Here is a 26,485-nt window from a genome sequence, read left to right on the forward strand (position 1 = left end):
ATCACTAATTAACTAATTTTGTGTGTTGTCAACAAGTTAGCTTTTTGTTTCAACCTTCTATTGTGAAACCCTTCTCTGTGACTTCAGTCACAGAACTGTGTAAGAGCAAAATCGGTTCACATAACAAAAAAAATGCTCAATGGAGCTGAGTGAGCAGAACGTGAAAAAGCAAAGACCTGTCCATTTAGATCTGCAGACCATTCGCTTCCCGGCGACTGCAATTGTGTCCATTCTACACCGGGTATCCGGTGTCATCATGCTGTTCGCTGTTGGTATACTTCTCTGGTTGCTGAATGCCTCGCTGGCGTCGGCCGAGAGTTTCCAAGGCGTACAATCTCTGTTAGACAACTTCGTGGTGAAGTTTATCCTGTGGGGCATTCTGACCGCACTGGCTTATCATTTGCTGGGCGGCTTGCGTCACCTGGTAATGGATACCGGTCGTTGGGAAGAGTTACCTTCGGGTAAGGCATCGGCCAAGGCAGTATTTGTCCTGACCGCAGTGTTTTCTGTATTAGCGGGGATCTGGGTATGGTAACCAATGCAGCGAGTTTTGGACGCAGTGGTGTTCATGACTTCATCCTATTACGCGCAAGTGCTGTCATTCTGGCCGTTTACACTATATTCCTGGTCGGATTCGCAGCTTGCAGTTCACCTCTCACCTACGACGTCTGGCATGGGCTGTTTGCTTCACTGCCGATGAAAGTCTTTACTCTGCTGGCGCTGATTGCGTTGCTGATCCATGCCTGGATCGGTATCTGGCAGGTACTGACTGACTACGTCAAAAACGTAGCACTGCGTGGGGTTTTACAGTTTGTCTTTGTCGTGACCGCCTTTGCTTATCTGGCGTCGGGCATAGTAATAGTGTGGGGTGTTTAAGTGGCTATTCCAGTACGCGAGTTTGACGCTGTCGTGATTGGTGCCGGTGGTGCCGGCATGCGCGCAGCACTGCAGATTTCTCAAGAGGGCAAGAGCTGTGCGCTCCTGTCCAAGGTTTTTCCTACACGTTCTCACACGGTTTCGGCTCAGGGCGGGATCACTGTTGCTCTGGGTAATGCCCACGAGGACAACTGGGAACACCATATGTACGACACGGTAAAAGGTTCCGACTTCATCGGTGACCAGGATGCCATCGAGTACATGTGTCAGACTGGCCCCGAAGCGGTTATCGAGCTGGAGCAGATGGGTCTGCCATTCTCCCGCTTTGAAAACGGCACTATTTATCAGCGTCCTTTCGGCGGTCAATCCAAGAATTTCGGTGGTGAGCAGGCGGCCCGTACCGCGGCTGCTGCTGACCGTACCGGCCACGCTCTGCTGCACTGCTTGTACCAGCAGAACGTCAAGAACAAGACTCAGGTATTTTCCGAGTGGTATGCCTTGGATCTGGTTAAAAACGAAGACGGTGCCATCGTAGGTTGTACTGCAATCGAAATTGAAACCGGTGAAATTGTTTACTTCAAAGCCAAGGCCACAGTGTTGGCTACTGGCGGCGCCGGTCGTATCTTTGCTTCTACTACCAATGCTCACATCAACACAGGTGATGGTGTTGGTATGGCTGCCCGTGCCGGGGTTCAGCTGCAGGACATGGAAATGTGGCAGTTCCACCCAACCGGGATTGCCGGTGCCGGTGTTCTGGTGACTGAAGGTTGTCGTGGTGAGGGCGGTTACCTGCTCAATAAAGACGGCGAACGCTTCATGGAGCGCTATGCACCCAACGCCAAAGACCTGGCATCCCGTGACGTGGTTGCCCGCTCCATGATGACAGAGATTCGTGAAGGCCGCGGTTGTGAAGGTCCTATGGGCCCACACCTGAAGCTGAAGCTGGACCATCTGGGCAAAGAAACCCTGGAAGCGCGTCTGCCTGGTGTATGTGAACTGTCCCGTACCTTTGCTCACATAGACCCCGCCGATGGCCCAATTCCGGTTATCCCGACCTGTCACTATATGATGGGTGGTCTGCCAACCAAGGTATCCGGTCAGGTGATCCACAAGAACGCCGATGGTACTGAAGAAGATATCAAGGGTCTGTTCGCCGTGGGCGAAATTGCTTGTGTATCTGTTCACGGTGCCAACCGTCTGGGTGGTAACTCACTGCTCGACTTGGTAGTGTTTGGTCGTGCAGCCGGTCAACACCTGGGTAAAGCGCTGGATGAAACCGCAGATCCCAAAGCTGCGACTGAAGCCGATATTCAGAAGTCTCTCGAGCGCCTGAATCGTTGGGAAAGCAATAAAGACGGCGAAGATCCGGCGGTTATCCGTAAAGATCTGCAGATGTGTATGCAGCTGAACTTCTCGGTATTCCGTAGCGGTGATGCCATGGCCGAAGGCCTGAAAGAACTGCAGAAAATCCGTGAGCGTTTGGCCAATGCCAAGCTATCTGACAACTCCAGAGAGTTCAACACTCAGCGTATCGAGTGTCTGGAACTGGATAATCTGATGGCGACAGCTATCGCATCTGCTTACGCAGCCAACTTCCGTACCGAGAGCCGCGGTGCTCACAGTCGTGAAGACTTCCCTGAGCGTGATGACGCCAACTGGCTGTGCCACAGCCTGTTTGATCCAGTTAAGGAAACCATGTCCACCCGTGAAGTGAACATGGCGCCCAAGACACGTGAAGCCTTCCCGCCGAAGAAGCGTACCTACTAAGGAGTTGCGAAGATGAAATTGGATATTGCAGTTTATCGCTACAATCCTGATGTAGATACTAAACCCTACATGCAGGATTACAGCCTGGAAGTGACTGAAGGCACCGATATGATGGTGTTGGATGCCTTGCTCAAGCTTAAAGAGCAGGACCCAAGCCTGTCTTTCCGTCGCTCTTGCCGCGAAGGGGTTTGTGGCTCAGACGGCATGAACATGAACGGTAAAAACGGTCTGGCCTGTATCACGCCTGTGTCTGCCTTCAAGGGCAAAAAGATTGAAATCCGTCCTCTGCCCGGTATGCCAGTAGTGCGTGATCTGGTGGTTGACTTGAGTCAGTTTTACAAGCAATACGAGAAGATCAAGCCGTACCTCATCAATGATGAGAAGAAGCCGGCCCGTGAACATCTGCAGTCACCGGAGGAGCGTGCTCACCTGGATGGTCTGTATGAATGTATCATGTGTGCTTGTTGTTCTACGGCTTGCCCATCATTCTGGTGGAACCCGGACAAATTTGTTGGCCCCAGTGGTCTGCTGCATGCCTATCGCTTCCTGATAGACAGCCGTGATACTGCGACCGAGGAGCGTCTGAGCGAGCTGGATGATGCATACAGCGTCTTCCGTTGCCACGGCATTATGAACTGTGTGGATGTTTGTCCGAAAGGCCTGAACCCAACCAAGGCCATCGGACACATCAAGTCCATGTTGCTGAAGCGGGCTGTATAAATGCAAGACGACGAGCTTAATCCAATAATTACATAGGCTCGTGGGGAGTCACTTTCTCTGGGCAGAAAGTGGCTCTTTGTGTGTAAAGGACTACAAAAGGCCGTAACATCCGGATGTCCCAGGGGCGGCTGAGACCCTGCCTAGGCAGGGAAAATATGGCTAAGCACGTGTATCAAGTTTGAAAGGATAAGAAATGCACCAAGGCAGCATGAAAGCCTGGCTCGAATCATCTCACTTGAGTGGGGCGAACTCGACCTACGTTGAAGAGATGTATGAAGCCTACCAAGAAGACCCCACCTCGGTATCTGACGACTGGCGTGCGGTGTTTGAGCAACTCCCTCCCGTGAACGGTGCCTCTGCTGATGTACCCGAAGCTTCTCACTCCAAGATCCGTGACTATTTTCGCTCCCTCGCACAGGAAGGCCGTAGCAAAGGTACCAGCCGCGTGTCCGATCCTGATGTCGACGCCAAGCAGGTAAAAGTTCTGCAATTGATCAACGCCTACCGTTTCCGTGGTCACCAGAGTGCCAATCTGGACCCGTTGGAACTGTGGAAGCGCGACACAGTTGCTGAATTGGATCCGGCGTTCCACGGCTTGACCAGCGAGGACATGGAGCGGGAGTTCAACACAGGTTCTTTTGCTTATGGCGGTGATACCCTGAAACTGGGTGAGCTGGTGAAGGCGCTCAAGGCGACCTATTGCGGCTCTATCGGCGCCGAATATATGCATATTACCGATACCGAAGAGAAACGTTGGATCCAGCAACGTCTCGAACCTTCACTGGGTAAGGGCAGCTATGATAAGGCAGTCAAGACCCGGATCCTTGAAGGATTGAATGCCGCCGAAGGCATGGAAAAGTATTTGGGTGCCAAATTCCCCGGTGCCAAGCGCTTCTCCCTCGAAGGGGGCGACTCGCTGGTGCCCATGATGCGCGAAATTATCTATCGTGCCGGTGAAGCGGGTACTAAAGAGATAGTCGTGGGCATGGCTCACCGAGGCCGTCTTAACGTTTTGGTTAACATTCTGGGCAAGCGTCCTGCCGAACTCTTTGATGAGTTTGCCGGCAAGCATCATGAGACGCTGGGTTCAGGGGACGTTAAGTACCATCAGGGCTTCTCTTCCGATTTTGAAACGCCCGGTGGCAATGTTCACCTGGCATTGGCGTTTAACCCTTCACACCTGGAAATCGTTAACCCGGTAGTGATGGGCTCGGTGCGCGCCAGACTGGATCGCCGCGGTAGCGAAGATGGCCTGCAGGTCATGCCAATTACCATTCATGGTGACTCGGCCATTGCCGGACAGGGTATTGTGCAAGAGACATTCAACATGTCTCAGACCCGCGGCTTTAAAGTTGGCGGCTCTATCCGCATCGTGGTCAATAACCAGGTGGGCTTTACTACCTCCAACCACCAGGATGTGCGTTCTACCGAATACTGTACCGATATCGCCAAGATGGTGCAGGCGCCGATTTTCCATGTTAATGCCGACGATCCTGAGGCCGTGGCTTTTGTCTCTCAGTTGGCTGTGGATTACCGCAACACCTTCAAGCGCGATGTGGTTATCGAATTGGTATGTTATCGCCGTCACGGCCACAACGAGGCCGATGAGCCCAGTGCGACTCAGCCACTGATGTACGCCAAGATCAAGAAGCACCCAACGCCACGTAAGATCTACGCCGACAAGTTGATTGCCGAGAACAGCATTGCGGCCGACGATGTCACCGCCATGATCAATAACTATCGTGATGCGCTGGATCAAGGGGATTGTGTGGTCAAAGAGTGGCGTCCAATGACGCTGCACACTGTGGACTGGACTCCTTATTTGAACCGCGAGTGGGATGAGTCTTTTGAATCCGGCATGACCCGCGAACGTCTGCAGAATCTGGCCGACAAGATAAGTTATGTGCCGGAGAGCCATAAGCTGCACTCACGGGTTGCCAAAATATACAACGACCGCGTCGCCATGGCCAAAGGCGAGAAGCTAATGGACTGGGGCTTTGCCGAGACTCTGGCCTATGCCAGCATCCTCGAAGACAAGCAAAGAGTCAGGATCACGGGTCAGGACTCGGGTCGTGGCACCTTCTTCCATCGCCACGCCGTGCTGCACAACCAGAACGATGGCACGACTTATCTGCCGCTGCGCCATGTGGCCGAAGAGCAGGGCCCTATCGACATCACCGACTCAGTGTTGTCTGAAGCCTCAGTGCTTGCGTTCGAATACGGTTACGCCACAGCTGAGCCAGGCGGCCTGACTATCTGGGAAGCCCAGTTCGGTGACTTTGCCAACTGTGCCCAGGTGGTGATTGACCAGTTCCTGTCATCCGGTGAGCAGAAGTGGGGCCGTCTGTGCGGTTTGACCATGTTGCTGCCACACGGTTATGAAGGTCAGGGGCCTGAGCACTCAAGTGCTCGTCTGGAGCGTTTCTTGCAACTGTGCGCCAATCACAATATGCAAGTGTGTGTGCCTTCGACACCGGCTCAGGTCTATCACATGCTGCGTCGTCAGGTAGTGCGTCCAATGCGTCGTCCGCTGGTGGTTATGTCTCCCAAGTCGCTGCTGCGTCACCCGCTGGCAGTGTCTTCCCTGGACGAGCTGGCCAACGGTCAATTCCAGAACGTTATCGGTGAAATCGATACTCTGGATGCCGCCAAGGTCGATCGCGTGGTGTTCTGTAGCGGTAAGGTTTACTACGAGCTGCTGGAACGTCGCCGCAAAGAGAATATCGATAATGTCGCTCTGGTGAGGGTAGAGCAGTTGTATCCCTTCCCACACGAAGAGATGGCAGTTGCCCTGAAAGATTATCAGCATGTGACCGACTTTGTTTGGTGTCAGGAAGAGCCTCAGAACCAAGGTGCCTGGTATTGCAGCCAGCATCACTTCTGGGCAGCCATTCCAAAAGGTGCCCAGCTCAGCTACGCTGGCCGTGACGCCTCTGCAGCGCCGGCTTGTGGCTATCCTGAGTTGCATACGCATCAGCAGGAATCACTGATCACTAGCGCATTAAAACTGAAGTAATAGAAATTTATACAAAAAGGAAAGCTTTCCATGAGTATCGAAATCAAGGTACCTGTACTGCCCGAATCTGTTGCCGACGCGACTATCGCCACTTGGCACGTTAAGCCTGGTGAGCCGGTTTCCCGTGATCAGAACCTGGTTGATATTGAAACAGATAAAGTGGTGTTGGAAGTTGTAGCACCCGAAGATGGCCAGATCAGCGAACTGTTGTTCCAGGAAGGGGATACCGTCCTGGCCGAGCAGGTTATCGCCAACTTCGTTGCCGGCGCGGTTGCCGGTCAGGAAGTGAGCAAAGAGCAGGCCGAAGCCGCTGTGCCTAAGGCTGAAGAAGCCGCGGCAGAAGGCAACGATGCCCTGAGCCCATCAGTACGTCGCCTGATCGCCGAACACAACCTGGACGCGGCTCAAATCAAGGGCACAGGTGTGGGTGGTCGTATCACCAAAGAAGATGTGGAAGCCTTTGTTAAGTCAGGCTCTGCCAAGCCTGCCGCTGCTGCCACAGCACCTGTGACTCTGGCGGGCGATCGCAGTGAGAAGCGTGTACCTATGACGCGTCTTCGCAAGACTATCGCCACTCGTCTGCTGGAAGCCAAGAACTCCACCGCCATGCTGACCACCTTCAACGAGGTCAACATGAAGCCTATCATGGACATCCGTAAGAAGTATCAGGAAGTCTTTGAGAAGAAACACGGCATCCGTCTTGGCTTTATGTCTTTCTATGTGAAAGCCGTAACCGAAGCGCTGAAGCGTTATCCTGAAGTCAACGCTTCTATCGATGGCAGCGACATCCTGTACCACAACTACTTCGATGTCAGCATCGCCGTTTCCACGCCTCGTGGCCTGGTAACGCCTGTGCTGCGCGACACAGATACCATGAGCCTGGCCGATATCGAGAAAGCGGTTCGCGAACTGGCTATCAAGGGCCGTGACGGCAAGTTGACAGTGGAAGATATGACAGGTGGTAACTTCACTGTGACCAACGGTGGTGTGTTTGGCTCCTTGATGTCGACGCCTATTCTTAACCTGCCACAAAGCGCAATCCTCGGCATGCATGCCATCAAGGATCGCCCAATGGCAGTCAATGGCCAGGTGGAAATCCTGCCCATGATGTACCTTGCTCTCTCATATGACCATCGCATTATTGATGGTCGTGAGTCAGTTGGCTTCCTGGTGACCATTAAGGATCTGCTGGAAGACCCAACTCGTCTGCTGCTGGACTTGTAAGCGCCGCCAGACAATAACCTCGTGACTGGCCCTTCGGGGCCGGTTGGATTTAAAACGTAGTATACGGATAGATCATCATGAATTTGCATGAGTATCAGGCAAAAGCCCTATTTGCCGAATATGGTTTACCAGTGTCAGAAGGCTATGCTTGTGACACAGCTCAGGAAGCTGTTGAAGCAGCCGGTCGCATTGGCGGAAACATGTGGGTAGTCAAGTGCCAGGTGCACGCTGGCGGCCGCGGTAAGGCAGGTGGCGTTAAAGTCACTGGCGACAAAGAAGAGATCAGAGCCTTTGCCGAACATTGGCTGGGCAAGAATCTGGTCACTTATCAGACTGATGAAAAAGGTCAGCCGGTTGCCAAGATTTTGGTTGAAAGCTGCACTGATATCGCCAACGAACTCTATCTGGGTGCCGTTGTCGACCGTGGCACTCGCCGCGTCGTGTTTATGGCTTCTACCGAAGGTGGTGTGGAAATCGAAAAGGTGGCTGAAGAGACCCCTGAGCTGATCCACAAAGCCATTATCGACCCTATCACAGGTCCTCAGCCTTACCAGGCGCGTGACCTTGGCTTCAAGCTGGGTCTGAACCCAACTCAAATCAAGCAGTTCACCAAGATCTTTATGGGTCTGGCGACCATGTTCCTGGAGCATGACTTTGCCCTGCTGGAGATCAACCCTCTGGTGATCACCACCGAAGGCAACCTGCACTGTCTGGACGGCAAGATTGGCGTAGATGGTAACGCTTTGTTCCGTCAGCCAAAGATCAAAGACATGCATGATCCTTCTCAAGATGACCCACGTGAAGCCCACGCAGCCAAGTTTGAACTGAACTATGTGGCTCTGGACGGTAACGTAGGTTGCATGGTAAACGGTGCCGGTCTGGCCATGGGTACCATGGATATCGTTAACCTACACGGTGGCAAGCCAGCCAACTTCCTCGACGTAGGTGGCGGCGCGACCAAAGAACGTGTTGCCGAAGCCTTCAAGATCATTCTGTCTGACAGCAATGTGAAGGCCGTTCTGGTGAACATCTTCGGTGGTATTGTGCGTTGTGACATGATCGCCGAAGGTATTATCGGTGCAGTGAAAGAAGTCGGTGTGAAAGTGCCTGTGGTTGTGCGTCTGGAAGGTACCAATGCCGAGCTGGGCTCTAAAGTACTGGCCGAATCAGGTTTGGATATCATTGCTGCTACAAGTCTGACCGACGCTGCTCAGCAAGTAGTTAAAGCTGCGGAGGGCAAATAATGTCTGTTTTAATCAACAAAGATACCAAGGTTATCTGCCAGGGTTTCACCGGCGGTCAGGGTACTTTCCATTCTGAGCAGGCGATTGCCTATGGTACTCAAATGGTCGGCGGTGTGTCTCCAGGTAAAGGCGGCACCACTCACTTGGGCTTGCCAGTATTTAACACTGTGAAAGATGCTGTTGCCGCCACCGGCGCCACTGCATCTGTTATCTATGTACCTGCGCCTTTCTGTAAAGACGCTATCCTGGAAGCCATAGATGGCGGCATCGAGCTGATCGTATGTATCACCGAAGGTATCCCAACTCTGGATATGCTGCAGGTGAAAGTGAAGCTGGAAGAAACCGGCGTGCGCATGATTGGCCCTAACTGCCCAGGCGTTATCACTCCAGGCGAATGTAAAATAGGCATCATGCCAGGTCACATCCACAAGCCGGGTAAAGTGGGTATCGTTTCCCGCAGCGGTACTCTGACTTACGAAGCCGTTAAGCAGACTACTGACGAAGGTTTCGGCCAGTCTACCTGTGTCGGCATTGGTGGTGACCCAATCCCTGGTACCAACTTCATCGACGTACTGGAAATGTTCCAGAACGATCCTCAGACTGAGGCCATAGTGATGATAGGTGAAATCGGTGGTACTGCCGAAGAAGAAGCGGCGGCTTACATCAAGGCCAACGTCACCAAACCAGTGGTTTCTTACATTGCCGGTGTGACAGCACCAGCAGGTAAGCGTATGGGCCATGCAGGCGCCATTATTGCCGGTGGTAAGGGTACTGCCGCCGACAAGTTCGCTGCTCTGGAAGCCGCAGGCGTGACTACCGTACGCTCGCTGGCCGAAATCGGCAGCGCGCTGCGTGAGAAGACCGGCTGGTAAGCACAGTCGTTAAGCTCACAAAAGGCGCCGAGAGGCGCCTTTTTTATTGGCTGCTGTGATGAAGCTCTGATGCCCCCGGCTGGATATTTGATTGGGAAAAGGTTAGATTGGGGTCTGGTTATTCCTTCGGGGAGTCTTGGTGCATTAATGCGCTAAAAATATAAAAAATTCAAATTGTTATCAATCATCCCTCTTGGGGTTGTCGGTTTGTTGTTATCTGGAGCCGAGTAGTGGGCTGCGCCAAGACAGCCACTGACGCGGGTATCCGAGTCAACTCAGAGGGTTTGATGTCGTGTTAACACCATTTCAGCGCCGTATTGGTTAGCCCAATGCGGCGCTGAAGTGCAATTCGGGGGCGAAAGCGTCCGAAGATCAAGCTGAATTTGTCTGAAACGCCTGTCAGGCGATTTTCAGCGATTGGGTATTGGCGTCAACCCTCAATGGGGGAAGGGATGACCCGATGTGGGGCCGCTCAGGCGGCTTTTCTGAAAAGTAGAGGATTGCTGTGAGTACACAACCTAATATCGTAATTTCTGAAGTGGATATGGATCGCCTGGAGCGTTTGCTGGAGTCATTGCCGGCGAATGCCTTTCCCGGCCATCAAGCACTCGAGGCTGAACTGGAGCGGGCAGAAATCAGGCCATCCAAGGAGATGCCGGATAATGTGGTAACCATGAACTCTGAAGTTCGTTTTCGTATGTCTTCCTCCAATGAAGAGTTCACCTTGCGCCTGGTTTATCCAAAAGATGCCGATGGTAGTGCCGGTAAAATTTCGATTTTGGCACCTGTTGGCGGTGCCCTGTTGGGCTTGGCTCAGGGGGATGAAATCGAATGGCCGGGTCCGGGTGGCGGCATGGTGAAAGTGCGGATTGAAGAGATCATCTATCAACCGGAACGTTCAGGTGATTTTCACCGCTAGGCGCCGGAGCCGGTAAGGCTTTGGACGGACACGAGAGTGACAGATCTTTAGGTCATTCGAAATGCACCAACGACAGGGAAAGGAGATAAAGATGAAGCAGTACTTTGTCCACAATGGTTTTTCTGCCGGCAGCGGTAAATTACCGGCGGATCCACAGTTGATCAGTGAACATGATGCCGACAAGCTGATGCAGTTTGCCGGTCTGGAACCCAAGCATGTGAGTAATCTGACGCCTCCGGCGCAGTTTGCAGAAGAGGGAGACTGGTTATTTCGGCTTTTCGCCAATAATCGTTTCCTTTGTTATGCGGACCCGATGCTTTTCAATCATGCCTGCCCAAGGAAGAAGGGTGAGCCTTTGGCTTTGAATTGGTAATTCCAAGATTACCGACAATAAAAAACCAGCGCTTGGCGCTGGTTTTTTTAATTATCACTCTTGGCCGTGATCGCACTTGTCGTTGGTGCAGACACCATAGAGGTAGAGGCTGTGATTGGTGAGCTTGATATTGTGACGCATGGCAATTTCATGCTGACGACGTTCTATAAGGTCATCGGAAAACTCGATCACTTTGCCACAGCTCAGGCATACCAGGTGATCGTGATGATGTTGGGTGGAGAGTTCAAATACGGCTTTACCACTTTCGAAGTGGTGACGGCTGACAATACCGGCATCGTCAAACTGATTTAATACCCGATAAACGGTAGCTAAACCTATCTCTTCGCCGATATCCAGCAATTTCTTATATAAGTCTTCGGCACTGATATGCTGGTTTTCCGGTTCTTGCATCAGCTCCAGGATTTTGACTCGTGGCAGGGTGATTTTCAAACCCGCTTTTTTCAGCGCTTGATTTCCATCTGTCATGGCTAATCTCTTGATTGCAGAACCCTTGGTATTACACATAGGTTCGTCCGTGGATAATAGACCCCATTATATGTGTACTGTTCTAAAACTTAAACCTCTGATCCGGCTTTTGGTACTTCTGTGGGGCAACTTAGCTATAATCGGCATAATTTTGAATAAAAACAAGCAATTTAAGCATACATTTTGTATGGTTATACCAAGGCATAATTGCGCTGTTGAGTCGCTATTGGCAGGATGGCAGAAAAACAAAAGGATACCAGATGCATCGTCGAATCGTGATTTTAACCGGCGCCGGGATCTCTGCTGAGTCCGGTTTACGTACCTTCAGGGATCAAGATGGTCTGTGGGAAGAACATCATATCGAGGATGTGGCCACTCCTGAAGGTTATGAACGTGACCCTGAACTGGTTGAACATTTTTACAATGGTCGTTGGCAACAGCTGCACTCGGGCAATATAGAACCCAACGCCGCCCACACGGCGCTCTCTCGCCTCGAGCAGGAATTTGAAGGTGAGCTGCTTATTGTCACCCAAAACATAGACGATCTCCACGAGAGAGCTGGATCCAGGCGCTTGCTGCATATGCACGGTGAGCTTTCCAAGGGGCGTTGTCCGCGCTCGAGGCAAACTTTTACATTGCACGACCCCTTCGGGCCGGAGAATACCTGCACCTGCTGTATACCGGCGCAGCGATTGCGGCCTCATGTGGTTTGGTTCGGTGAAATGCCTCTGGGAATGGATAGAATTCACGATGCGCTGGATCACTGCGATCTTTTTATTGCCATTGGCACTTCTGGCACTGTCTATCCCGCTGCCGGTTTTGTCGACAGCGCCAATCATCATGGTGCGCTCACCGTTGAGGTCAATCTGATGCCGGCAGACAGACACAGCCAGTTTCAGATCCATTTGCAAGGAAAGGCCAGTGAGATGGTACCGCCATTGGTGGAGCGTATCCTTGCGGGTCAGTCTATTTGTAACCAAACCGGCCATAACTGATGCCTGAGCCCCGTACTATCGATGGTAACAGTCGCTTGGCGATCATCATGCGCGGTCTGCCCGGTAGTGGCAAATCCTACTGGGTTCGGCAGTTTATCCAGGAGCTATCTGTAGAGCTTGTACAGAGTATTACTGAAAAGGGCCTTTGCTCAACCGACAGTTTCTTTTATCGAAATGATCGTTATTTTTTCGATGCTGCGCGTTTAGCGGAATTTCATCAGCTTAATCTGAGTCGCTTCATAGAGGCGTTGGCAACGGGTGTGCCTGTGGTTATCTGTGATAATACCAACATGGCGCTGTGGGAGTTCGCTGCCTATCAAGCGGCTGCGAAGGCCTTGGGTTATCGGGTGCATATTCAGCAAATTGGCGATGTACGCAGCAAAACACATCTGCATGAATGTGCCAAGCGAAATAAACATGGTGTTAGTCTTAAATCCATTCAAAGAATGGCCAGCCAATTTCAAACAATTGAAGAATAACTTCTTGATGGAAATTAAAATGCCTGATTTCAGAAATTGCAATATATCGGTATAAAATGGTTCTACTAAAGAAATAGCCGAGTTGACTCTTATTTAAAATAAAGGCAGTGGTTAATATTGTTTTGTTTTTAAGGTTGTTTTAATAATTATATTCGTATTAATTTGTTTCCTTGTTATATCTTGTGTCTTTGGTCACTCTTTTGTTTTATTTTTGGTCATATTATTTCCGCGGGTCAGGATAGACCCCCTTAATCATTATTATAACTTTCGCTTAAGTTTCGGGAGTCGAGATTGTTCGCCATAAAATAACGGCCGAGCAAACAGTATGCCTGTGCTTGGGCAGGAGAGAAAGATGACCATATTGAAAAAGAAAAGAGTTGCTTTGATGGTGATGGCGATACTGCTTGCAGGCTGCAGTGATGGTGATGACGGTCGAGACGGTGCGCCGGGCGAGCCAGGGAAACCGGGGGAACCGGGAAAACCCGGGACAAATCCTCCTGTAACCCAATCGGTTGAAACCCAAGTTAAAGTGATTAATTACACTTTGGGCGAGGGGACAATTACCTACGAGTTCGAAGTGACAGATGAAAATGGTAATTTAATTAATGACCTTACCGATGTTCAGGCAAAAGTGGCTGCTTTGACTGCCAAAGGTTTTATTCTTAACCGGGACGAAAACCCTATTAATAATGTAGAGGACAATGTTCATATCGGTGGCGCAGTCACTCAGGCGACAGAAGGTGCCAAGTTAACTCAAGTTGATGATGGACATTATATATTTGAAGCGCCGATGGCGGGCGTTAATGCGGCTACTGAGGGTATTGTTTGGCTGCGTGTTGGCGGTAATGATGCCATTGCCCGTTCCAAGGCATTGGTTGTCAATAAGCCGGATGGTCAATTCAGCACTACCACTGAAGCCTGTTATGCCTGTCACGTGGATTACTCCCAGAGCCCACGTCGTCACGCCGGATATGTGGCTGAAGGCATGGACGGTGAAGTAGATTTTATTGCCGGCTGTTTGGTTTGTCATGGCTCAGTCAGCAAGACAGTGACCAACGATGAGGGATTCTCTATCGGTGGTTATGCCAGCAATACCTTATCCAAGATAGGTCATATCAATCACAGGGAGTTCAGCAAAGACTTCAGCGTGCTCAACTGCAGCAGTTGTCATACAGATGCGCCTATTAACAGCAACTTTACCGGCCCTGGTTGTATCGATTGCCATGGTAAAGAAGGAACCCCGATAGGCGATATAGTGCCTTCAAATGGCCTGGATTTCCGTGAGCTGCATGAGCAGAAAGCCGGGATCACCAAGTTGCAAGCGCTACGTGCGGCTTACACAGTTGAACTTTCTACCCCTGAATCCGATGGTGCCGGTGGTTGGTGTTCTACCATTAGTGTCAAGGATAATGAGGGTAATCTGGTCAATATCGGCAACAACTATAATGCCGACCCTGCCGACGCCGGTTATGTTGCCGCCAAGCCGATAGTCTATGCCGGCGCATATCTGCATGCCTATGACAACCATGGCCTGGTGGGCCGCCCGGGCGCCCGTAACTCAGAAACCAAGACGGACAATGCCGATGGTACCCGCACTGTGTGTTATGCGGCGGCCAACATAGCCGCAGGTTATGAGAATGCCGGTTATATGTTCTCGGCGCGGGTGACTTTCTCCAGCGAAGGTTGGCAGGCGTATGATGGCAAGGTGCGTGGTCAAACTCGCGATCGCATTCGTGCCAATGGTTATGACGGCTCCATGGGGGTCTCCTTCACAGCTTACTCAGATGTCGTCAATCCGGCCGATGGCAGCAAGATCTCCGGCTTTGATCGGCGTCAGGTGGTGGCCGACAGCAGCTGCATTACCTGTCATAACGATGTGACTGCCTTCCACAAGAACGGTGAGTTCGATAACGGTGGTAAGGGTTGTATCGCTTGTCACGGCAACGGAATGGCCCGTACCAGCGCCGATTATGGTGCCGGCTTCGGTCCCATGATCCACAGCTGGCACTGGGGCAAGGGGGCAACTGTCGGTGAAGTGGCTCAGGATGCCGATGGCAACTGGAGTCAGACAGGAAAAGCCAACGGCGCCGCAGCCATAGCTCCGGCCAGCAGTTGTGTGGCCTGTCACCAGGATGGCCTGTCGCTGGCCGCTGTGCCCAACCAGTATATTCTGGAGCCCGGCAGCAAGATGACCAGCCCGGTCACCGCAAACTGTTATGCCTGCCACACCAGTGATTCAGCCAAGGCGCATATGAGTCAAAATGGCGGTGATATCAGTGTGGATATCCCGGCTGTTGAGTGGTTCAAGCAGCCAAGTGCCGAATCCTGTGCGACTTGTCATGACACAGGCAGAACCTTTGGTATCGATAAGTACCATAAGTTCTAATTAGTGTTTTATTGAGTAAACATTCCCTGCAAGGCTTGGTTTACCTCAAGACAAAGCGGCTCATTTGAGCCGCTTTTTTTGCTGTCCTGAGTAGAGTTGAGGTGTTCTAGGCTCAGCCGTGGCTGACGAAGGCGCTGTCATCTGCTGCATGCTCGCTCGTCAGTGCGGCCACTTCCAGCATGGCCCGGCTCAGGCAGCTCAGCTCTTCTGCGCTGATACCATAGGGCGGCATGATATAGATGAGTTTACCAAAGGGGCGGATCCACACGCCACGGGCAACAAATTCGGCCTGCAGCGCCGCGGTATTGACCTGTCTGTGCATCTCCAGTACGCCAACGGCGCCAAGCACCCGTACCGCTTTGACTCCCGGCAGGGCCGCTGCCGGTGCCAGTTCCTGTTTAAGCTGAGTTTCAATGGCCTTGACCTGAGCTTGCCACTCACCGCTTGCCAGCAGGGCCAGGCTGGCGCGGGCGGCGCTACAGGCCAGAGGATTGGCCATAAAGGTTGGCCCATGCATAAATACGCCGGCAGGGGAGCTGTCTATGCCCGCCGCCACTTTATCGCTGCACAGCGTCGCCGCCAGACTGATATAGCCGCCGGTGAGCGCCTTGCCGACACACATGATGTCCGGTGCTATGTCGGCATGTTCGCAGGCAAACAGCTTACCTGTGCGCCCAAAACCTGTGGCGATTTCATCCAGGATCAGCAGCACATCGTACTTGTCGCACAGGGCTCTTGCCGCCTTGAGATAGTCGGCGCTGTAAAACCACATGCCACCGGCACCTTGCATTATGGGCTCGAGGATCAGCGCGGCGGTTTGCGTGCCGTGCTCGGCCAGCATGGCCTCGAGTCCGGCGATGTCATCTGCTTTAGCGGCTTCACCGAAGGGTGTGCTCGGCGCCGGGGCAAACAGTTGCCGGGCCACATTGTCACCAAACATGGTGTGCATGCCGCCCTCCGGGTCGCAGACGCTCATGGCGGCGAACGTGTCGCCATGGTAGCCCTGCTTGACCGTCATGATGCGGTTTTTCTCAGTCTTGTTTTGTCCTTGCCAGTACTGCAGCGCCATTTTCAGCGCCACTTCCACCGCAATGGAGCCTGAGTCAGCCAGAAACACCTTGGTCAGCGGCTCCGGGGTGATATTGATGAGCTGGCGACACAGTTCGATGGCGCTCTCATGGGTGATCCCTCCGAACATCACATGACTCAGGCGTTTGAGTTGCTCTTCCATGGCGCCGAGAATTGCCGGGTGGCTGTAACCATGAACGCAGGCCCACCAGGAGCTGGTGCCGTCGATAAGCTCACGACCATCCTCCAGCGTCAGGCGAACGCCCTCGGCGGCTTTGACCCCATAAACGGGTAGGGTGTGGCTCATGGAAGTGTAGGGATGCCAGATGTGCTGACGGTCAAAACAATAATCTATGCTCATATATTAACCAAAGGTAAACCTGTGCAACTGGTTGGCGTTGACAGTGAGAGTGTCGCGGGTATGCTAACGAAAATAATTCAGGCCTTCAAGCAGCCAACTGAACCCGGAACCCCGAAGGATTAATCGGCAAAATCGGCTTCAGCAACAAATAGATCAGACTCAGGTAACACAGAATATGTCCAATACAGAGCTGCGCCATGACTGGCGCCGCGAAGAGGTTGAAGCCCTCTTTGCCCTGCCTATGAATGATTTGTTGTTTCGTGCCCACAGCGTGCACAGAACCCATTTCAATCCCAATGAAGTTCAGGTCAGTCGTCTGTTGTCAATCAAGACGGGGGCCTGTCCGGAAGATTGCAAATATTGCCCCCAGAGCGCCCGCTACGACACAGGATTGGAAAAAGAGCGTCTGCTGGAGATGGAAAAGGTACTGACAGAGGCCAGAAGTGCCAAGGCCGCCGGTGCGACCCGCTTCTGCATGGGAGCCGCCTGGCGTAACCCGCATGAGCGCGATATGCCTTATCTCAAGCAGATGGTGCAGGAGGTTAAATCCCTGGGGATGGAAACCTGTATGACCCTGGGTATGCTCAGCGAAAACCAGGCCAACGAGCTGGCCGAAGCCGGGCTGGATTACTACAACCATAACCTGGATACCTCGCCGGAATACTATGGTGATATCATCACCACCCGCACCTATCAGCAGCGATTGGACACCTTGGCCAATGTGCGCGCCGCCGGTATGAAGGTATGCTCCGGCGGGATTGTCGGTATGGGCGAGCAGGCCACCGACAGGGCGGGCTTGCTGCAGCAGTTGGCTAATATGGAGCAACATCCCGACTCTGTGCCTATCAATATGTTGGTCAAGGTGGCCGGTACGCCGCTGGACAGCCTGGACGACCTGGATCCACTGGAGTTTGTGCGCACCATAGCCGTGGCCAGAATCATGATGCCTTTGTCACGGGTACGCTTGTCGGCCGGGCGTGAAAGTATGACAGATGAGCTGCAGGCCATGTGTTTCTTTGCCGGCGCCAACTCGATTTTCTATGGTTGCAAGCTGTTGACCACCACTAACCCGGAAGAAAATGACGATATGAGCCTGTTCCGCCGTCTGGGATTGACCCCGGAGCAGGGCAAGGCCGCCACGGTCGAGGAAGAGGGCGCCGAAATAGCCCGCGCCGCGGCCAAGGCAGAGGCTATCAATAACAAGGCTCAGGGACAGTTTTACGACGCCGGAGCCCTGTAACTTGACCTCATTGCTCGACAAAATGGCCCGCCGCCGTGAGGAGCTTGCGCGCGGCGGCTTGCTCAGGCAAAGATGCTGCTTCGCTGCAGCGCCCGGCCGTGAGCGACTATTACATCCTGTTGCCCAAGCCCAAGCCACAGGCAAACCATTGCTGGATTTTGCCGCCAATGATTATCTGGGCCTGGCCCGTCATCCCAAGGTCATCTCTGCGCTTGCCAAAGGCGCAGAGATCTATGGCTGCGGCAGCGGCGCTTCACCTCTGGTTTCGGGTTACAGCGAGGCGCATCTCAAGCTGGAACAAGGTCTGTGCCGGGCGCTCGGTGCAGAAGCGGCGTTACTGTTCAGCTGTGGTTTTGCCGCCAACACTGCGCTGATGAAAACCCTGTTTAGCGCCGAAGATACAGTGATTGCCGACAAATTGGTGCACGCCTCCATGATAGATGGCCTGCGCGACTCAAAGGCCAAAATACGGCGTTTTGCCCATAACGATATGGCGGCTGCCACAGCGCTTTTGGCCCGGCATCCCGGCAGCGCAGTGCTCACTGAAACCGTGTTCAGCATGGATGGCGACAGGGCGCCGCTCGGTAAATTGAGCCACTTGTGCCAAGAGCACGGCAGCCCGCTTATTCTCGATGATGCCCACGGCTTTGGTCTATTTGAGTCTTCATCCCTGCCTGTATTTGCCCGTTTGGTGACCTTTGGCAAGGCGCTCGGTGGTCAGGGCGCGGCGATTGTGGGCTCGCAGGAATTGATAGACTATCTGGTGGCCAATGCCCGTGAATATATCTATTCCACCGCGCTGTCACCCGCCTGCTGTATGGGGGTGCTCGAGGCTCTGGAGCTGATCCAGCAAGAGCCCTTGCTCGAGCGCCTCAACGCCAATATCGCTTTGTTTCGCCGTAGCTGCCAAGCGGCGGGGATCTCCTTGATGCCATCTGAGTCGCCAATTCAACCTTTGTTGGTGGGTGAGAGTGGCAAGTGTATGGCGCTGGCGGCAAGGCTTCTGGAACGCGGTTTCCTGGTGGGGGCGATTCGGCCACCCACAGTCCCCCAAGGCAGTGCCAGACTGCGTATTACCCTGAGCGCCGAGCACAGGGAGCAGGATATACTGGCCTTGGCCTCGGCACTGACGGAGCTGATAGCATGAGCAACATATGTCATCAGCCTCTGGCCAGTCGCTCAGGCCTGGTGCAATCCGTGCCGCTTGGTGACGTCGCCGGGCGCTTTTCCAAGGCGGCAAGCGCTTATGAGCGCCACAATAGGGTGCAGCGTCTGACGGCCGAAGCCTTACTTGACTGGGACGATTGCCCACACTCAGGAAAACTGCTGGATATAGGTGCAGGTCCGGGCACGGCTTTTGCCACGCTCGGCCCCCAAAGCGTGACCGCCCTGGATATCGCCAGCGGAATGCTCAAGCAGCTGAAGGGAAATTTCCCGGATTATCAGGCTGTTTGTGGCGATGCCGAGCAGCTTCCCTTTGGCGACAACAGCTTTGATGCGGTTTATTCCAACCTGGCGCTGCAGTGGTGCGGCGATATTCCGGCCGCCTTGGCGGAGATTTTTCGGGTCATGCGCCCGGGCGGCTCGGCGCGCCTTGCCATAGTGGCCCGGGGCAGTTTGCCCGAATTACAGACGTTGGGGCTGCGAGTCAAGGTGTTTGCAGCCGAGGATATGTTAGAGCAAGCGCTGGGCCAGCATCCCTGGCAGAGCTTGCACACGCAAAGCCGCACCTTCCAGTGCCACTTTGCCAATCTCAGGGAATTGCTTTACTCCATCAAGGGGGTCGGCGCTTCAGTCGGCGCCGACAAAAACTCAGGCGCCGGGCTCAAGGGAAAGGGTTTTTGGCATACACTTAACGGGCAGGCCGAGGTCCTTAGAACGGACAAGGGATTGCCGCTGACATACAGGATAGTAATGGTTCAGGCTCGAAAATAACCATTGATGTTTTGGCTGTAGGGGTAGTTCAGCGATGATTTTTTTTGTAACAGGTACAGATACCGACAGTGGCAAGACTCAGGTCGGAGCCGCTCTGCTGCATAAGGCACGAGTCGAGCATGGCTTGAAAACCTTGGGGGTCAAACCTCTGGCCTCGGGTTGCCATAACACTCCTTACGGGCTGAGAAACCCGGACGCCCTGGCCTTGATGGATGAATCCACTCTGAAACTGCAGTACGACAAGGTAAATCCTTTCAGTTTTGAGCCGGCGATTGCCCCTCATATTGCTGCCGCCGATCTCGGCCTGGATATCAGCCCAGAGGCGGTACTGGCGGCGCTGGATTTTACCCAGTTTGCCATGGCTGATTTCTGCCTGATAGAAGGGGCCGGCGGTTGGCGTTTGCCTTTGGGGGAGGGGCGTTTCTTATCGGAAGCGGTGCAGGGGCTGGCTCTACCTGTGATTCTGGTGGTGGGAATGAAGCTTGGCTGCCTTAATCATGCCGTGTTGACCCAGGAAGTGATCCGCGCCGATGGGCTTGAAATTGCCGGTTGGGTGGCCAATCGCGCCGAAGCCGATATGAGTCGCTTCGATGAAAACCTGACCAGCCTTAAAGACTTGATGCAGGCGCCGCTATTGGGAGTGGTGCCGCATCTGGCTCATCCCAGTGCCGAGGCCATGTCTCAGCACCTGGATTTGAGCCCTCTGCTGGCCAAAGTGCCCGGTTGAGCCCTGGAGTTAAAAAGCAGCAAGGCCCCGTAGGGCCGAGGGGTTTTTTAGCTCAATAGATTGGAAAGATCACTGCCTACAGGCACGGGGATCTCCTGCTCTACACCGCTGAACAGATAAGCTTCCTTATCTCCCAAAAGACTCAGTTTATTGTTCTGCAGTAACAGGGCGCTTCCTTCCTGGATGGCCAGTACCGGCGTCTTGGGATCGACACAAGTAAACTCAAGTAAACGCTGGGCTCGGGTTTCACCATTGTGACCCGGTGCCTTGTAGTTGCTGTAATGCGGATTGATTTGCAGTGGCAGCAGGCCAAGGGCACTGAATGACGGCGGCTCTATGATAGGCATATCATTGGTGGTACGTATGCTGAGGCCTGCAATATTTGAGCCTGCACTCCAGCCGATATAAGGTTTGCCAGCGGCGACTTCCTCTTTGATCAGATGCAGCAGATCGTAGCGGTACAATTCATGCAATAGGTGGAAGGTGTTGCCACCGCCAACCAGAATGCCGTCAGCATCGCGAATGGCTTGCTTGGGGTCGCCATGTTGATGAATAGAGGAGATATCCAGCCTCAATGGAGCCAGGCCATTAACCACGGCTTCCAGATAGTTGTCGTAGCTCATGCTGACACCGGCGTAAGGGATAAATATCCACTTGCGGGCTTTTTCTGCCATGGGCTCAATATAGGGCAGGGCATGTTCCAGGTAGGGGGTGTCGCCAGCGCGGGAGCTGCTGAGCAGCAGAGTATTTATTGTCATAATCGTCGCTGTCCTTCTGATTGATTTGCGTTGTTTGATGGTAACAAAAAGCCTTTATACTCAACAATCGCCACAGCTGTTTTTGGTCGCGTTAAAAAGCCGCACTTGGCAATTGATTAAGTTTGATTTAATCAAGTCTACCTAGACTGCTTCCTCTGCGTAGCCGGGGCGTTTGGGCAGGAAAGCTAAACAATAATTTACCTTTTTCCTCTTGAATTCCCGCCAGGTGGACATATTATGTCTGCAATGACGCAATTCCGGTACAAGGGTACCTTACAGGAGCTGATATGAAGCGTGTATTTCTATTGATTTTGACTAACCTTGCCATCCTGCTGGTGGCATCGATTGTCATGTCTATTTTGGGTGTCAATACTCAAACCATGGGTGGCTTGCTGGTGTTTGCGGCGATCTTCGGTTTCGGTGGCGCCTTTATCAGCTTGGCGATTTCCAAATGGATGGCCAAGAAAACCATGGGCTGTGAGGTGATCACTCAGCCCCGTGACAACACAGAGCGTTGGTTGCTCGAGACCGTAGCCCGTCAGGCGCAGCAGGCCGGGATTAAGATGCCGGAAGTGGCCATCTACCAATCGCCTGAACTGAACGCCTTTGCTACAGGCCCAAGTAAAAACAACTCTCTGGTCGCCGTGAGTACAGGTTTGCTTTACGGTATGAGCGCCGATGAAGTGGAAGCCGTACTGGCGCACGAAGTCAGCCACGTGGCTAACGGTGACATGGTGACACTGACCCTGATCCAGGGCGTGGTGAACACCTTTGTTATCTTCGCCGCCCGCGTGGTTGCCGGTATCGTCAATAACTTTGTTGCCAGCAACGATGAAGAGGGTGAAGGCCTGGGCACTATCGCTTACATGGCTGTGGTATTTGTGCTGGATATGCTGTTTGGTATTCTGGCATCCATTGTGGTGGCATACTTCTCGCGCATTCGTGAGTTCCGCGCCGACGAAGGTGCCGCTCGCCTTGCCGGTAAGAACAAGATGATTGCAGCCCTTGAACGTCTGCGCACCGGGCCGGAAACCGGAGCCATGCCGGCCAATATGTCGGCCTTCGGTATCAACGGTAAGCGTTCAATGACTGAACTTTTTATGAGTCACCCACCGCTTGAAAAGCGTATCGAAGCGCTGAGAAACCGCGGATAATTTAGCAATACTTTCTCTAAAGGAGACCTGTTGGTCTCCTTTTTTATGCGCTTGAAACGCTTATTGATACAGATGTTTATAGGTAAATGAAATGTAAAATTCCGTAATTAACCGATGGTTACATGATTCAGCGCACATTTTGCTTTTGCGCAAGTTGTTAAAGTGGCGGCGACTCAGAATTAGTTTGCCAATTGGCAAAAGCTTGGCTAAGTTAATCCAAGTCGTGCTATTTACTGATAGTGAGACAAAGGTCATACCTGACATAAGAACCTTTGCTCGACTGTCATCATCGGAGGATATTATTGTGAGCAAGAAACTCTTGAGTGTGTTGTTCGGTGCCGGTTTGGCCGCACTGGCCATGTCACCATCTGCTTTTGCAGAAGATCAGAAGCTGTCAGATTTCCACGCGGATATGGGTGGCTGTGAAAGCTGTCATGCCGATGGTTCACCTTCAGCTGACGGCGCCTATGAATTTGAACAGTGTCAGAGCTGTCACGGTTCGCTGGCAGAAATGGACGCGGTACACAAGCCACACGATGGTGCTTTGATGTGTGCTGACTGCCACGCTCCCCACGACATGAATGTAGGTCAGAAGCCTACCTGCGATAGCTGCCACGATGATGGCCGTACTTCGGAAAGCACTCTGAAGTAAGAAGCGCATATCGCTCGAATGACAACGCCGGCTTGATGCCGGCGTTATTGTTTCTGGCTTGCGCTTATCTCGAGCCCTGTATGGTGAGCCAAGATCTCTGTCAGTCTTTATCTACCGGCGTTGTTGGCAGATATTTATTGCCTGAAAACATAGCAGAAATAATACCGGGCTGACGCTTACGCTCGGCGTGGATCACTGCAACTATGTGCAGCAATATCAAGAGAAGCAACAGATATACGCTGTAGACATGTACTTTCCCTGCCAAGCCCTTGGCGCCCTTAATCGCTGCAGCTTTGTCTGGATTAACGCCTGTGTCATCATAGGGTTTGAGGCTGGCAGGCTCAACACCATCGGCGGCGATATATTCCTGAACCATGCCGCCCAGCGGTGGATAGAAGATGTCAGTACCGGCTCGCACCAAACCTGTCACCATAATCAGGGTCAGCAGACCAAACAGAGCGATGACCGCCAGTTTGCCCGCCGGATTATGGCCGAGATATTGTGGGTTTTCGCCTTTCTTGAGTGCTGCACGATAGCCTGCCAATTCCCCTTTTTTGGGGAGTAGTTTACCAAGACGGGCTTTGATAGGGCCGAATAATCCCCACAGTAATCTGAATGCCAGGTTGATGGCAAAGGCATAACCTATCCAGACGTGCAGTGTCTTCAGGCCGATTTTGGCGTCGAGACCACTGATCCCGAAGTCAGATTTGAACATCATTACCCCGCCGATGGTCATCATCAGCAGCACCAAAAGCAGGTTTATCCAATGAAAAAGGCGAGTAGGAAGATCCCAGGCCTTATAGCGAGACAGGCGCACTTCGCCCGCAGTATTTGTTTGCATATTTGATCCCCCAGATCTGTTTTACCCCTTTATGTTAACGTCTGTAGCGGCGCTTGTTCAGTTAACTCTTATTCATTTTGAGTTTTTGGTAGAGATCTGTGCTTCCATTTCAAGCAGTTGTCTATTTTGATACGCATGTTCCGGCTATGTAGGTTTCGAGTTTTTAGCTGAGGGCAGCCTAGGTTTAATGTGATGCATTGGCAGGGGGGGCCAGATCTGCTCTGTTGACGGAGCTGATGTCGACATTCTATTGTTGAATTTGGCTACAGTGGAGTCGGCCTTGGGCTATAAGATTCTTAGACAGGTCGCCAGGAATCGCGTTCACAAAGTGGCGTTACTGTATTATCCCGAAAAGGGTGGAGTATGAATGCCTGTTGTTGTCGTCTGCAGTCAAGACCCATCTTTATCGGATGTTTGGCAAACTGAATGTAAACAATCGAGCCCAGGTGATGGCCTGGGCCCAGCGTCACTTGATGGCCGATGTGGCCGAGAGTCAAGGCTCTTAACCCAGCCAGGCCTTGGCTTTGGCTGGATCGGTGAGCTTGAGTGACACAGTATCTATTGCCGCCGGGTTGATAGGCAGTTGGCCTGTCATCAGTTCATCACGGCGGAAGAAGTGCAGCTCCAGATTATCGCCGGGCTCATATTGTTGCAGTTCATTTTCAAATTGAGCGCCGACCTGCAGACCATTGGCGGCAATCAGCAGGTCTTGAGGCGCGAGCCCGGCGCTGTGAGCCGCGCTGCCGTTGGTCACACTCACAATCCTTAACCCCAGGGCTTCAGCCTTGTAGCGGGCTCCGAAGCCGATTTTTTGCCCCTCAACATCCCCGCCGCCCTGATCCTGAGCGCTTTGGGCACTGCGAAGCTGCATCTCGATTCCGAATTGCGCCAGCAGGGGCGCCAGTGGCAACTCTTGGGTATTATCCAGAAAGGCAAATTCTGCGCTGGCATCCCGGCCAAGCAGCTCCTCATAAAGGCGGCGATGAGAGTCATCTTCAGTGCCTATCCCCTGGCTGCCAAAGGCCTGCCACAGCTTTTGCATCAGGTTATCCAGTGTGTATTTTCCCTGGGTTTCCAGTCTCAGAGTCAAGTCCAGATACAGGGCAAACAAAGCTCCCTTGGTGTAATAGCTGACGATGGCGTTGGCGGCGTTTTCATCCTGTTTGTAGAACTTGGTCCAGGCATTGAAGCTTGATTCTGTCAGGCTCTGCAACTGCCTGCCCGGCATGCGATACACCCGGGTCATGGTCTGGGATAACATCTCCAGATATTGCTCATTGGAAATCCTGTTGGCTCTGAGTGTCATCAGGTCATCATAGTAGGAAGTGATACCTTCATAAGCCCACAGCTGACGGGTGTAGCTCTCAGCCTCCAGCGCATAGGGAATAAAGCTGGCAGGCTTAATGCGTTTGACGTTCCAGCTGTGGAAGTATTCGTGACTGCAGAGCGACAGATAAGTGCGGTAATCCTTGTTGACCGGCATCTCCATACTCAGCGGCAGATCCTTACGGGAGCAGTGCAGGGCGGTGGAGGCTCTGTGTTCCAGTCCTCCAAAGCCATTGCCCAATACCTGGGTCATAAACAGGTAGCGCTCAAACGGCGCTTCACCGAAGAGACGGATCTGGCTTTCGCAAATAGCCTTGAGATCGTCAAGCAGCCTGGGCATGTGGCAGCGGTGACGCCCGGTCAGTATCACATCATGGCGCACGCCACAGGCTTCAAAGCTGCCGTGGGTAAAGGTGCCCATCTCCACTGGATGGTCGATAAGCTCATCATAGTTGGCGGCGCTGAAACGGCCGAACTGCCACTCTTCACCTTCGGTTCGACTCAGGGTTGTTGCCAGCTGCCAGTTGGCTTCCTCTTTGGGAGGCTGAATTTCCAGCTCCAGCGGCTCAAGCTCTTTGCCGGCCACCGCCAAAAAGACGCTGCTGCCGTTGAAAAAGCCGTGGGTCTGATCCAGGTGGGCGCTGCGCACCGACATATCCCAGGCATAAACCGAGTAGCGCAGATGCAGCGACTCGGCATTGGAATCTATCTGCCAGCGCTGTTTGTCGAGCTGAGTAATGCTGAGCGGACGCTCCTGCTCATCAAAGGCTTTAAGATCTATGATATTGCGACAAAAATCGCGAACCATGTAGCTGCCCGGGATCCAGGATGGCAACCAAAGTTCTTGTCTTGGGGCTGGTGCCTGAATGGTGATTTTGACCTCGAACAGGTGAGCGTGGGGATCTATGGGGCAAATCTGATAACTGATCATCTGATATCCGTGTGAATCGTTGGCGAGTGCCGGGAGCCAAATTGGGTGCTATCCGGCTGAGCATGGCGACAATGCTGCCAAAAAAGCCAGGCTGCGGCAATTACTTGCCGAGTTTTAAATAGCTTGGGGTTCAAA

Annotated in this window: 25 protein-coding genes; 20 read left to right on the forward strand and 5 right to left on the reverse strand. The window is 52.8% G+C overall.

Annotation, left to right across the window (positions count from 1 at the left end; all coding sequences use genetic code 11):
* Nucleotides 1–139: 139 nt before the first annotated feature.
* The 10 genes from sdhC to CX651_RS01505 all read left to right on the forward strand — a co-directional run bounded on the left by sdhC (nt 140) and on the right by CX651_RS01505 (nt 11,011).
* Nucleotides 140–535, forward strand: coding sequence for a succinate dehydrogenase cytochrome b556 subunit (sdhC, locus tag CX651_RS01460; RefSeq protein ID WP_025011017.1), 396 nt, complete (start codon nt 140–142; stop codon nt 533–535).
* A complete protein-coding gene (gene sdhD / locus CX651_RS01465) occupies nt 529–876 on the forward strand; it encodes a succinate dehydrogenase, hydrophobic membrane anchor protein (RefSeq protein ID WP_025011016.1) in 348 nt (115 codons plus the stop codon). Before sdhC ends, sdhD begins: the two co-directional genes overlap by 7 nt.
* Entirely contained in the window at nt 877–2,643 is a 1,767-nt protein-coding gene (gene sdhA / locus CX651_RS01470; RefSeq protein ID WP_101052930.1) for a succinate dehydrogenase flavoprotein subunit, read from the forward strand.
* 12 nt (nt 2,644–2,655) lie between these two features.
* Nucleotides 2,656–3,363, forward strand: coding sequence for a succinate dehydrogenase iron-sulfur subunit (locus CX651_RS01475; RefSeq protein WP_101052932.1), 708 nt, complete (start codon nt 2,656–2,658; stop codon nt 3,361–3,363).
* A gap of 193 nt (nt 3,364–3,556) precedes the next feature.
* A complete protein-coding gene (gene sucA, locus CX651_RS01480; protein WP_101052934.1) occupies nt 3,557–6,379 on the forward strand; it encodes a 2-oxoglutarate dehydrogenase E1 component in 2,823 nt (940 codons plus the stop codon).
* 30 nt (nt 6,380–6,409) lie between these two features.
* Entirely contained in the window at nt 6,410–7,603 is a 1,194-nt protein-coding gene (odhB, locus tag CX651_RS01485) for a 2-oxoglutarate dehydrogenase complex dihydrolipoyllysine-residue succinyltransferase (RefSeq protein ID WP_101052936.1), read from the forward strand.
* Between the two features lie 77 nt (nt 7,604–7,680).
* Nucleotides 7,681–8,847 carry an ADP-forming succinate--CoA ligase subunit beta gene (gene sucC / locus CX651_RS01490; protein ID WP_025888715.1) on the forward strand — a complete coding sequence of 389 codons (1,167 nt, stop codon included), beginning with the start codon at nt 7,681–7,683 and terminating at the stop codon, nt 8,845–8,847.
* Nucleotides 8,847–9,719 carry a succinate--CoA ligase subunit alpha gene (sucD, locus tag CX651_RS01495; RefSeq protein WP_025011011.1) on the forward strand — a complete coding sequence of 291 codons (873 nt, stop codon included), beginning with the start codon at nt 8,847–8,849 and terminating at the stop codon, nt 9,717–9,719. The genes sucC and sucD overlap by 1 nt, the downstream gene beginning before the upstream one ends.
* A gap of 505 nt (nt 9,720–10,224) precedes the next feature.
* The gene (gene rnk, locus CX651_RS01500; RefSeq protein ID WP_039032728.1) at nt 10,225–10,638 is read left to right on the forward strand and encodes a nucleoside diphosphate kinase regulator; all 414 of its coding nucleotides are present in this window, start codon (nt 10,225–10,227) and stop codon (nt 10,636–10,638) included.
* A 91-nt stretch (nt 10,639–10,729) separates the two neighbouring features.
* A complete protein-coding gene (locus tag CX651_RS01505) occupies nt 10,730–11,011 on the forward strand; it encodes a hypothetical protein (RefSeq protein ID WP_101052938.1) in 282 nt (93 codons plus the stop codon).
* Nucleotides 11,012–11,065: 54 nt separating this feature from the next.
* On the opposite strand, the gene fur is transcribed toward CX651_RS01505, so the two are convergent.
* Complete coding sequence (gene fur, locus CX651_RS01510) at nt 11,066–11,497, reverse strand: ferric iron uptake transcriptional regulator (RefSeq protein WP_025011008.1); 432 nt, start codon at nt 11,495–11,497, stop codon at nt 11,066–11,068.
* Between the two features lie 260 nt (nt 11,498–11,757).
* On the opposite strand from fur, the gene cobB reads away from it, so the two are divergent.
* The 3 genes from cobB to CX651_RS01525 all read left to right on the forward strand — a co-directional run bounded on the left by cobB (nt 11,758) and on the right by CX651_RS01525 (nt 15,357).
* Nucleotides 11,758–12,492 carry a Sir2 family NAD+-dependent deacetylase gene (gene cobB / locus CX651_RS01515; RefSeq protein WP_101052940.1) on the forward strand — a complete coding sequence of 245 codons (735 nt, stop codon included), beginning with the start codon at nt 11,758–11,760 and terminating at the stop codon, nt 12,490–12,492.
* On the forward strand, nt 12,492–12,971 hold the full coding sequence (locus tag CX651_RS01520; RefSeq protein WP_101052942.1) for an AAA family ATPase: 480 nt from the start codon (nt 12,492–12,494) through the stop codon (nt 12,969–12,971). The genes cobB and CX651_RS01520 overlap by 1 nt, the downstream gene beginning before the upstream one ends.
* A 352-nt stretch (nt 12,972–13,323) precedes the next feature.
* Nucleotides 13,324–15,357, forward strand: a complete 2,034-nt coding sequence (locus tag CX651_RS01525) for a multiheme c-type cytochrome (protein WP_101052944.1) — start codon at nt 13,324–13,326, stop codon at nt 15,355–15,357.
* A 112-nt stretch (nt 15,358–15,469) separates the two neighbouring features.
* Here CX651_RS01525 and bioA read toward each other — a convergent pair whose 3' ends face one another.
* Complete coding sequence (gene bioA, locus CX651_RS01530) at nt 15,470–16,786, reverse strand: adenosylmethionine--8-amino-7-oxononanoate transaminase (RefSeq protein WP_101052946.1); 1,317 nt, start codon at nt 16,784–16,786, stop codon at nt 15,470–15,472.
* 175 nt (nt 16,787–16,961) lie between these two features.
* On the opposite strand from bioA, the gene bioB reads away from it, so the two are divergent.
* From bioB to bioD, 4 genes are read left to right on the forward strand one after another with little or no spacing between them, the layout of a single operon-like run.
* On the forward strand, nt 16,962–18,026 hold the full coding sequence (gene bioB, locus CX651_RS01535; RefSeq protein ID WP_101052948.1) for a biotin synthase BioB: 1,065 nt from the start codon (nt 16,962–16,964) through the stop codon (nt 18,024–18,026).
* A gap of 1 nt (nt 18,027) precedes the next feature.
* Entirely contained in the window at nt 18,028–19,173 is a 1,146-nt protein-coding gene (locus tag CX651_RS01540; RefSeq protein WP_229839738.1) for an aminotransferase class I/II-fold pyridoxal phosphate-dependent enzyme, read from the forward strand.
* The gene (locus CX651_RS01545; RefSeq protein ID WP_101052950.1) at nt 19,170–19,961 is read left to right on the forward strand and encodes a methyltransferase domain-containing protein; all 792 of its coding nucleotides are present in this window, start codon (nt 19,170–19,172) and stop codon (nt 19,959–19,961) included. The genes CX651_RS01540 and CX651_RS01545 overlap by 4 nt, the downstream gene beginning before the upstream one ends.
* Before the next feature lie 37 nt (nt 19,962–19,998).
* Nucleotides 19,999–20,688 (forward strand): dethiobiotin synthase, encoded by a 690-nt coding sequence (bioD, locus tag CX651_RS01550; protein ID WP_101053107.1) that lies wholly within the window; start codon nt 19,999–20,001, stop codon nt 20,686–20,688.
* A 47-nt stretch (nt 20,689–20,735) separates the two neighbouring features.
* Here the strand turns inward: bioD and pepE are convergent, their stop codons facing one another.
* Nucleotides 20,736–21,446, reverse strand: a complete 711-nt coding sequence (gene pepE / locus CX651_RS01555) for a dipeptidase PepE (protein WP_101052952.1) — start codon at nt 21,444–21,446, stop codon at nt 20,736–20,738.
* A gap of 287 nt (nt 21,447–21,733) precedes the next feature.
* On the opposite strand from pepE, the gene htpX reads away from it, so the two are divergent.
* Complete coding sequence (gene htpX / locus CX651_RS01560; RefSeq protein ID WP_039032737.1) at nt 21,734–22,600, forward strand: protease HtpX; 867 nt, start codon at nt 21,734–21,736, stop codon at nt 22,598–22,600.
* A gap of 304 nt (nt 22,601–22,904) precedes the next feature.
* Complete coding sequence (gene cctA, locus CX651_RS01565; RefSeq protein WP_039032738.1) at nt 22,905–23,252, forward strand: tetraheme c-type cytochrome CctA; 348 nt, start codon at nt 22,905–22,907, stop codon at nt 23,250–23,252.
* A gap of 100 nt (nt 23,253–23,352) precedes the next feature.
* Here the strand turns inward: cctA and CX651_RS01570 are convergent, their stop codons facing one another.
* Nucleotides 23,353–24,093, reverse strand: a complete 741-nt coding sequence (locus tag CX651_RS01570; RefSeq protein ID WP_101052954.1) for a cytochrome b/b6 domain-containing protein — start codon at nt 24,091–24,093, stop codon at nt 23,353–23,355.
* 374 nt (nt 24,094–24,467) lie between these two features.
* Here CX651_RS01570 and CX651_RS20060 point away from each other — a divergent pair, with 374 nt between their 5' ends.
* The gene (locus CX651_RS20060; RefSeq protein ID WP_224868273.1) at nt 24,468–24,599 is read left to right on the forward strand and encodes a helix-turn-helix domain-containing protein; all 132 of its coding nucleotides are present in this window, start codon (nt 24,468–24,470) and stop codon (nt 24,597–24,599) included.
* Here CX651_RS20060 and CX651_RS01575 read toward each other — a convergent pair.
* A complete protein-coding gene (locus tag CX651_RS01575; RefSeq protein ID WP_101052956.1) occupies nt 24,596–26,350 on the reverse strand; it encodes a M61 family metallopeptidase in 1,755 nt (584 codons plus the stop codon). The two genes, CX651_RS20060 and CX651_RS01575, sit on opposite strands and share 4 nt — an antisense overlap.
* Between the last annotated feature and the right edge of the window lie 135 nt (nt 26,351–26,485).

This window comes from Shewanella chilikensis (assembly GCF_002836945.1).
Classification (GTDB): Bacteria; Pseudomonadota; Gammaproteobacteria; order Enterobacterales; family Shewanellaceae; genus Shewanella; species Shewanella chilikensis.

Coding starts and splice junctions, on each gene's coding strand:
- cobB (WP_101052940.1), top strand. CDS start 11,758: ATGCATCGTCGAATCGTGATTTTAACCGGCGCCGGGATCTCTGCTGAG.
- sucA (WP_101052934.1), top strand. CDS start 3,557: ATGCACCAAGGCAGCATGAAAGCCTGGCTCGAATCATCTCACTTGAGT.
- sucD (WP_025011011.1), top strand. CDS start 8,847: ATGTCTGTTTTAATCAACAAAGATACCAAGGTTATCTGCCAGGGTTTC.
- sdhC (WP_025011017.1), top strand. CDS start 140: ATGGAGCTGAGTGAGCAGAACGTGAAAAAGCAAAGACCTGTCCATTTA.
- bioA (WP_101052946.1), bottom strand. CDS start 16,786: ATGAGCATAGATTATTGTTTTGACCGTCAGCACATCTGGCATCCCTAC.
- CX651_RS01575 (WP_101052956.1), bottom strand. CDS start 26,350: ATGATCAGTTATCAGATTTGCCCCATAGATCCCCACGCTCACCTGTTC.
- CX651_RS01475 (WP_101052932.1), top strand. CDS start 2,656: ATGAAATTGGATATTGCAGTTTATCGCTACAATCCTGATGTAGATACT.
- CX651_RS01545 (WP_101052950.1), top strand. CDS start 19,170: ATGAGCAACATATGTCATCAGCCTCTGGCCAGTCGCTCAGGCCTGGTG.
- htpX (WP_039032737.1), top strand. CDS start 21,734: ATGAAGCGTGTATTTCTATTGATTTTGACTAACCTTGCCATCCTGCTG.
- CX651_RS01505 (WP_101052938.1), top strand. CDS start 10,730: ATGAAGCAGTACTTTGTCCACAATGGTTTTTCTGCCGGCAGCGGTAAA.
- CX651_RS01525 (WP_101052944.1), top strand. CDS start 13,324: ATGACCATATTGAAAAAGAAAAGAGTTGCTTTGATGGTGATGGCGATA.
- pepE (WP_101052952.1), bottom strand. CDS start 21,446: ATGACAATAAATACTCTGCTGCTCAGCAGCTCCCGCGCTGGCGACACC.
- CX651_RS01570 (WP_101052954.1), bottom strand. CDS start 24,093: ATGCAAACAAATACTGCGGGCGAAGTGCGCCTGTCTCGCTATAAGGCC.
- fur (WP_025011008.1), bottom strand. CDS start 11,497: ATGACAGATGGAAATCAAGCGCTGAAAAAAGCGGGTTTGAAAATCACC.
- odhB (WP_101052936.1), top strand. CDS start 6,410: ATGAGTATCGAAATCAAGGTACCTGTACTGCCCGAATCTGTTGCCGAC.
- bioB (WP_101052948.1), top strand. CDS start 16,962: ATGTCCAATACAGAGCTGCGCCATGACTGGCGCCGCGAAGAGGTTGAA.
- CX651_RS01520 (WP_101052942.1), top strand. CDS start 12,492: ATGCCTGAGCCCCGTACTATCGATGGTAACAGTCGCTTGGCGATCATC.
- sdhD (WP_025011016.1), top strand. CDS start 529: ATGGTAACCAATGCAGCGAGTTTTGGACGCAGTGGTGTTCATGACTTC.
- sucC (WP_025888715.1), top strand. CDS start 7,681: ATGAATTTGCATGAGTATCAGGCAAAAGCCCTATTTGCCGAATATGGT.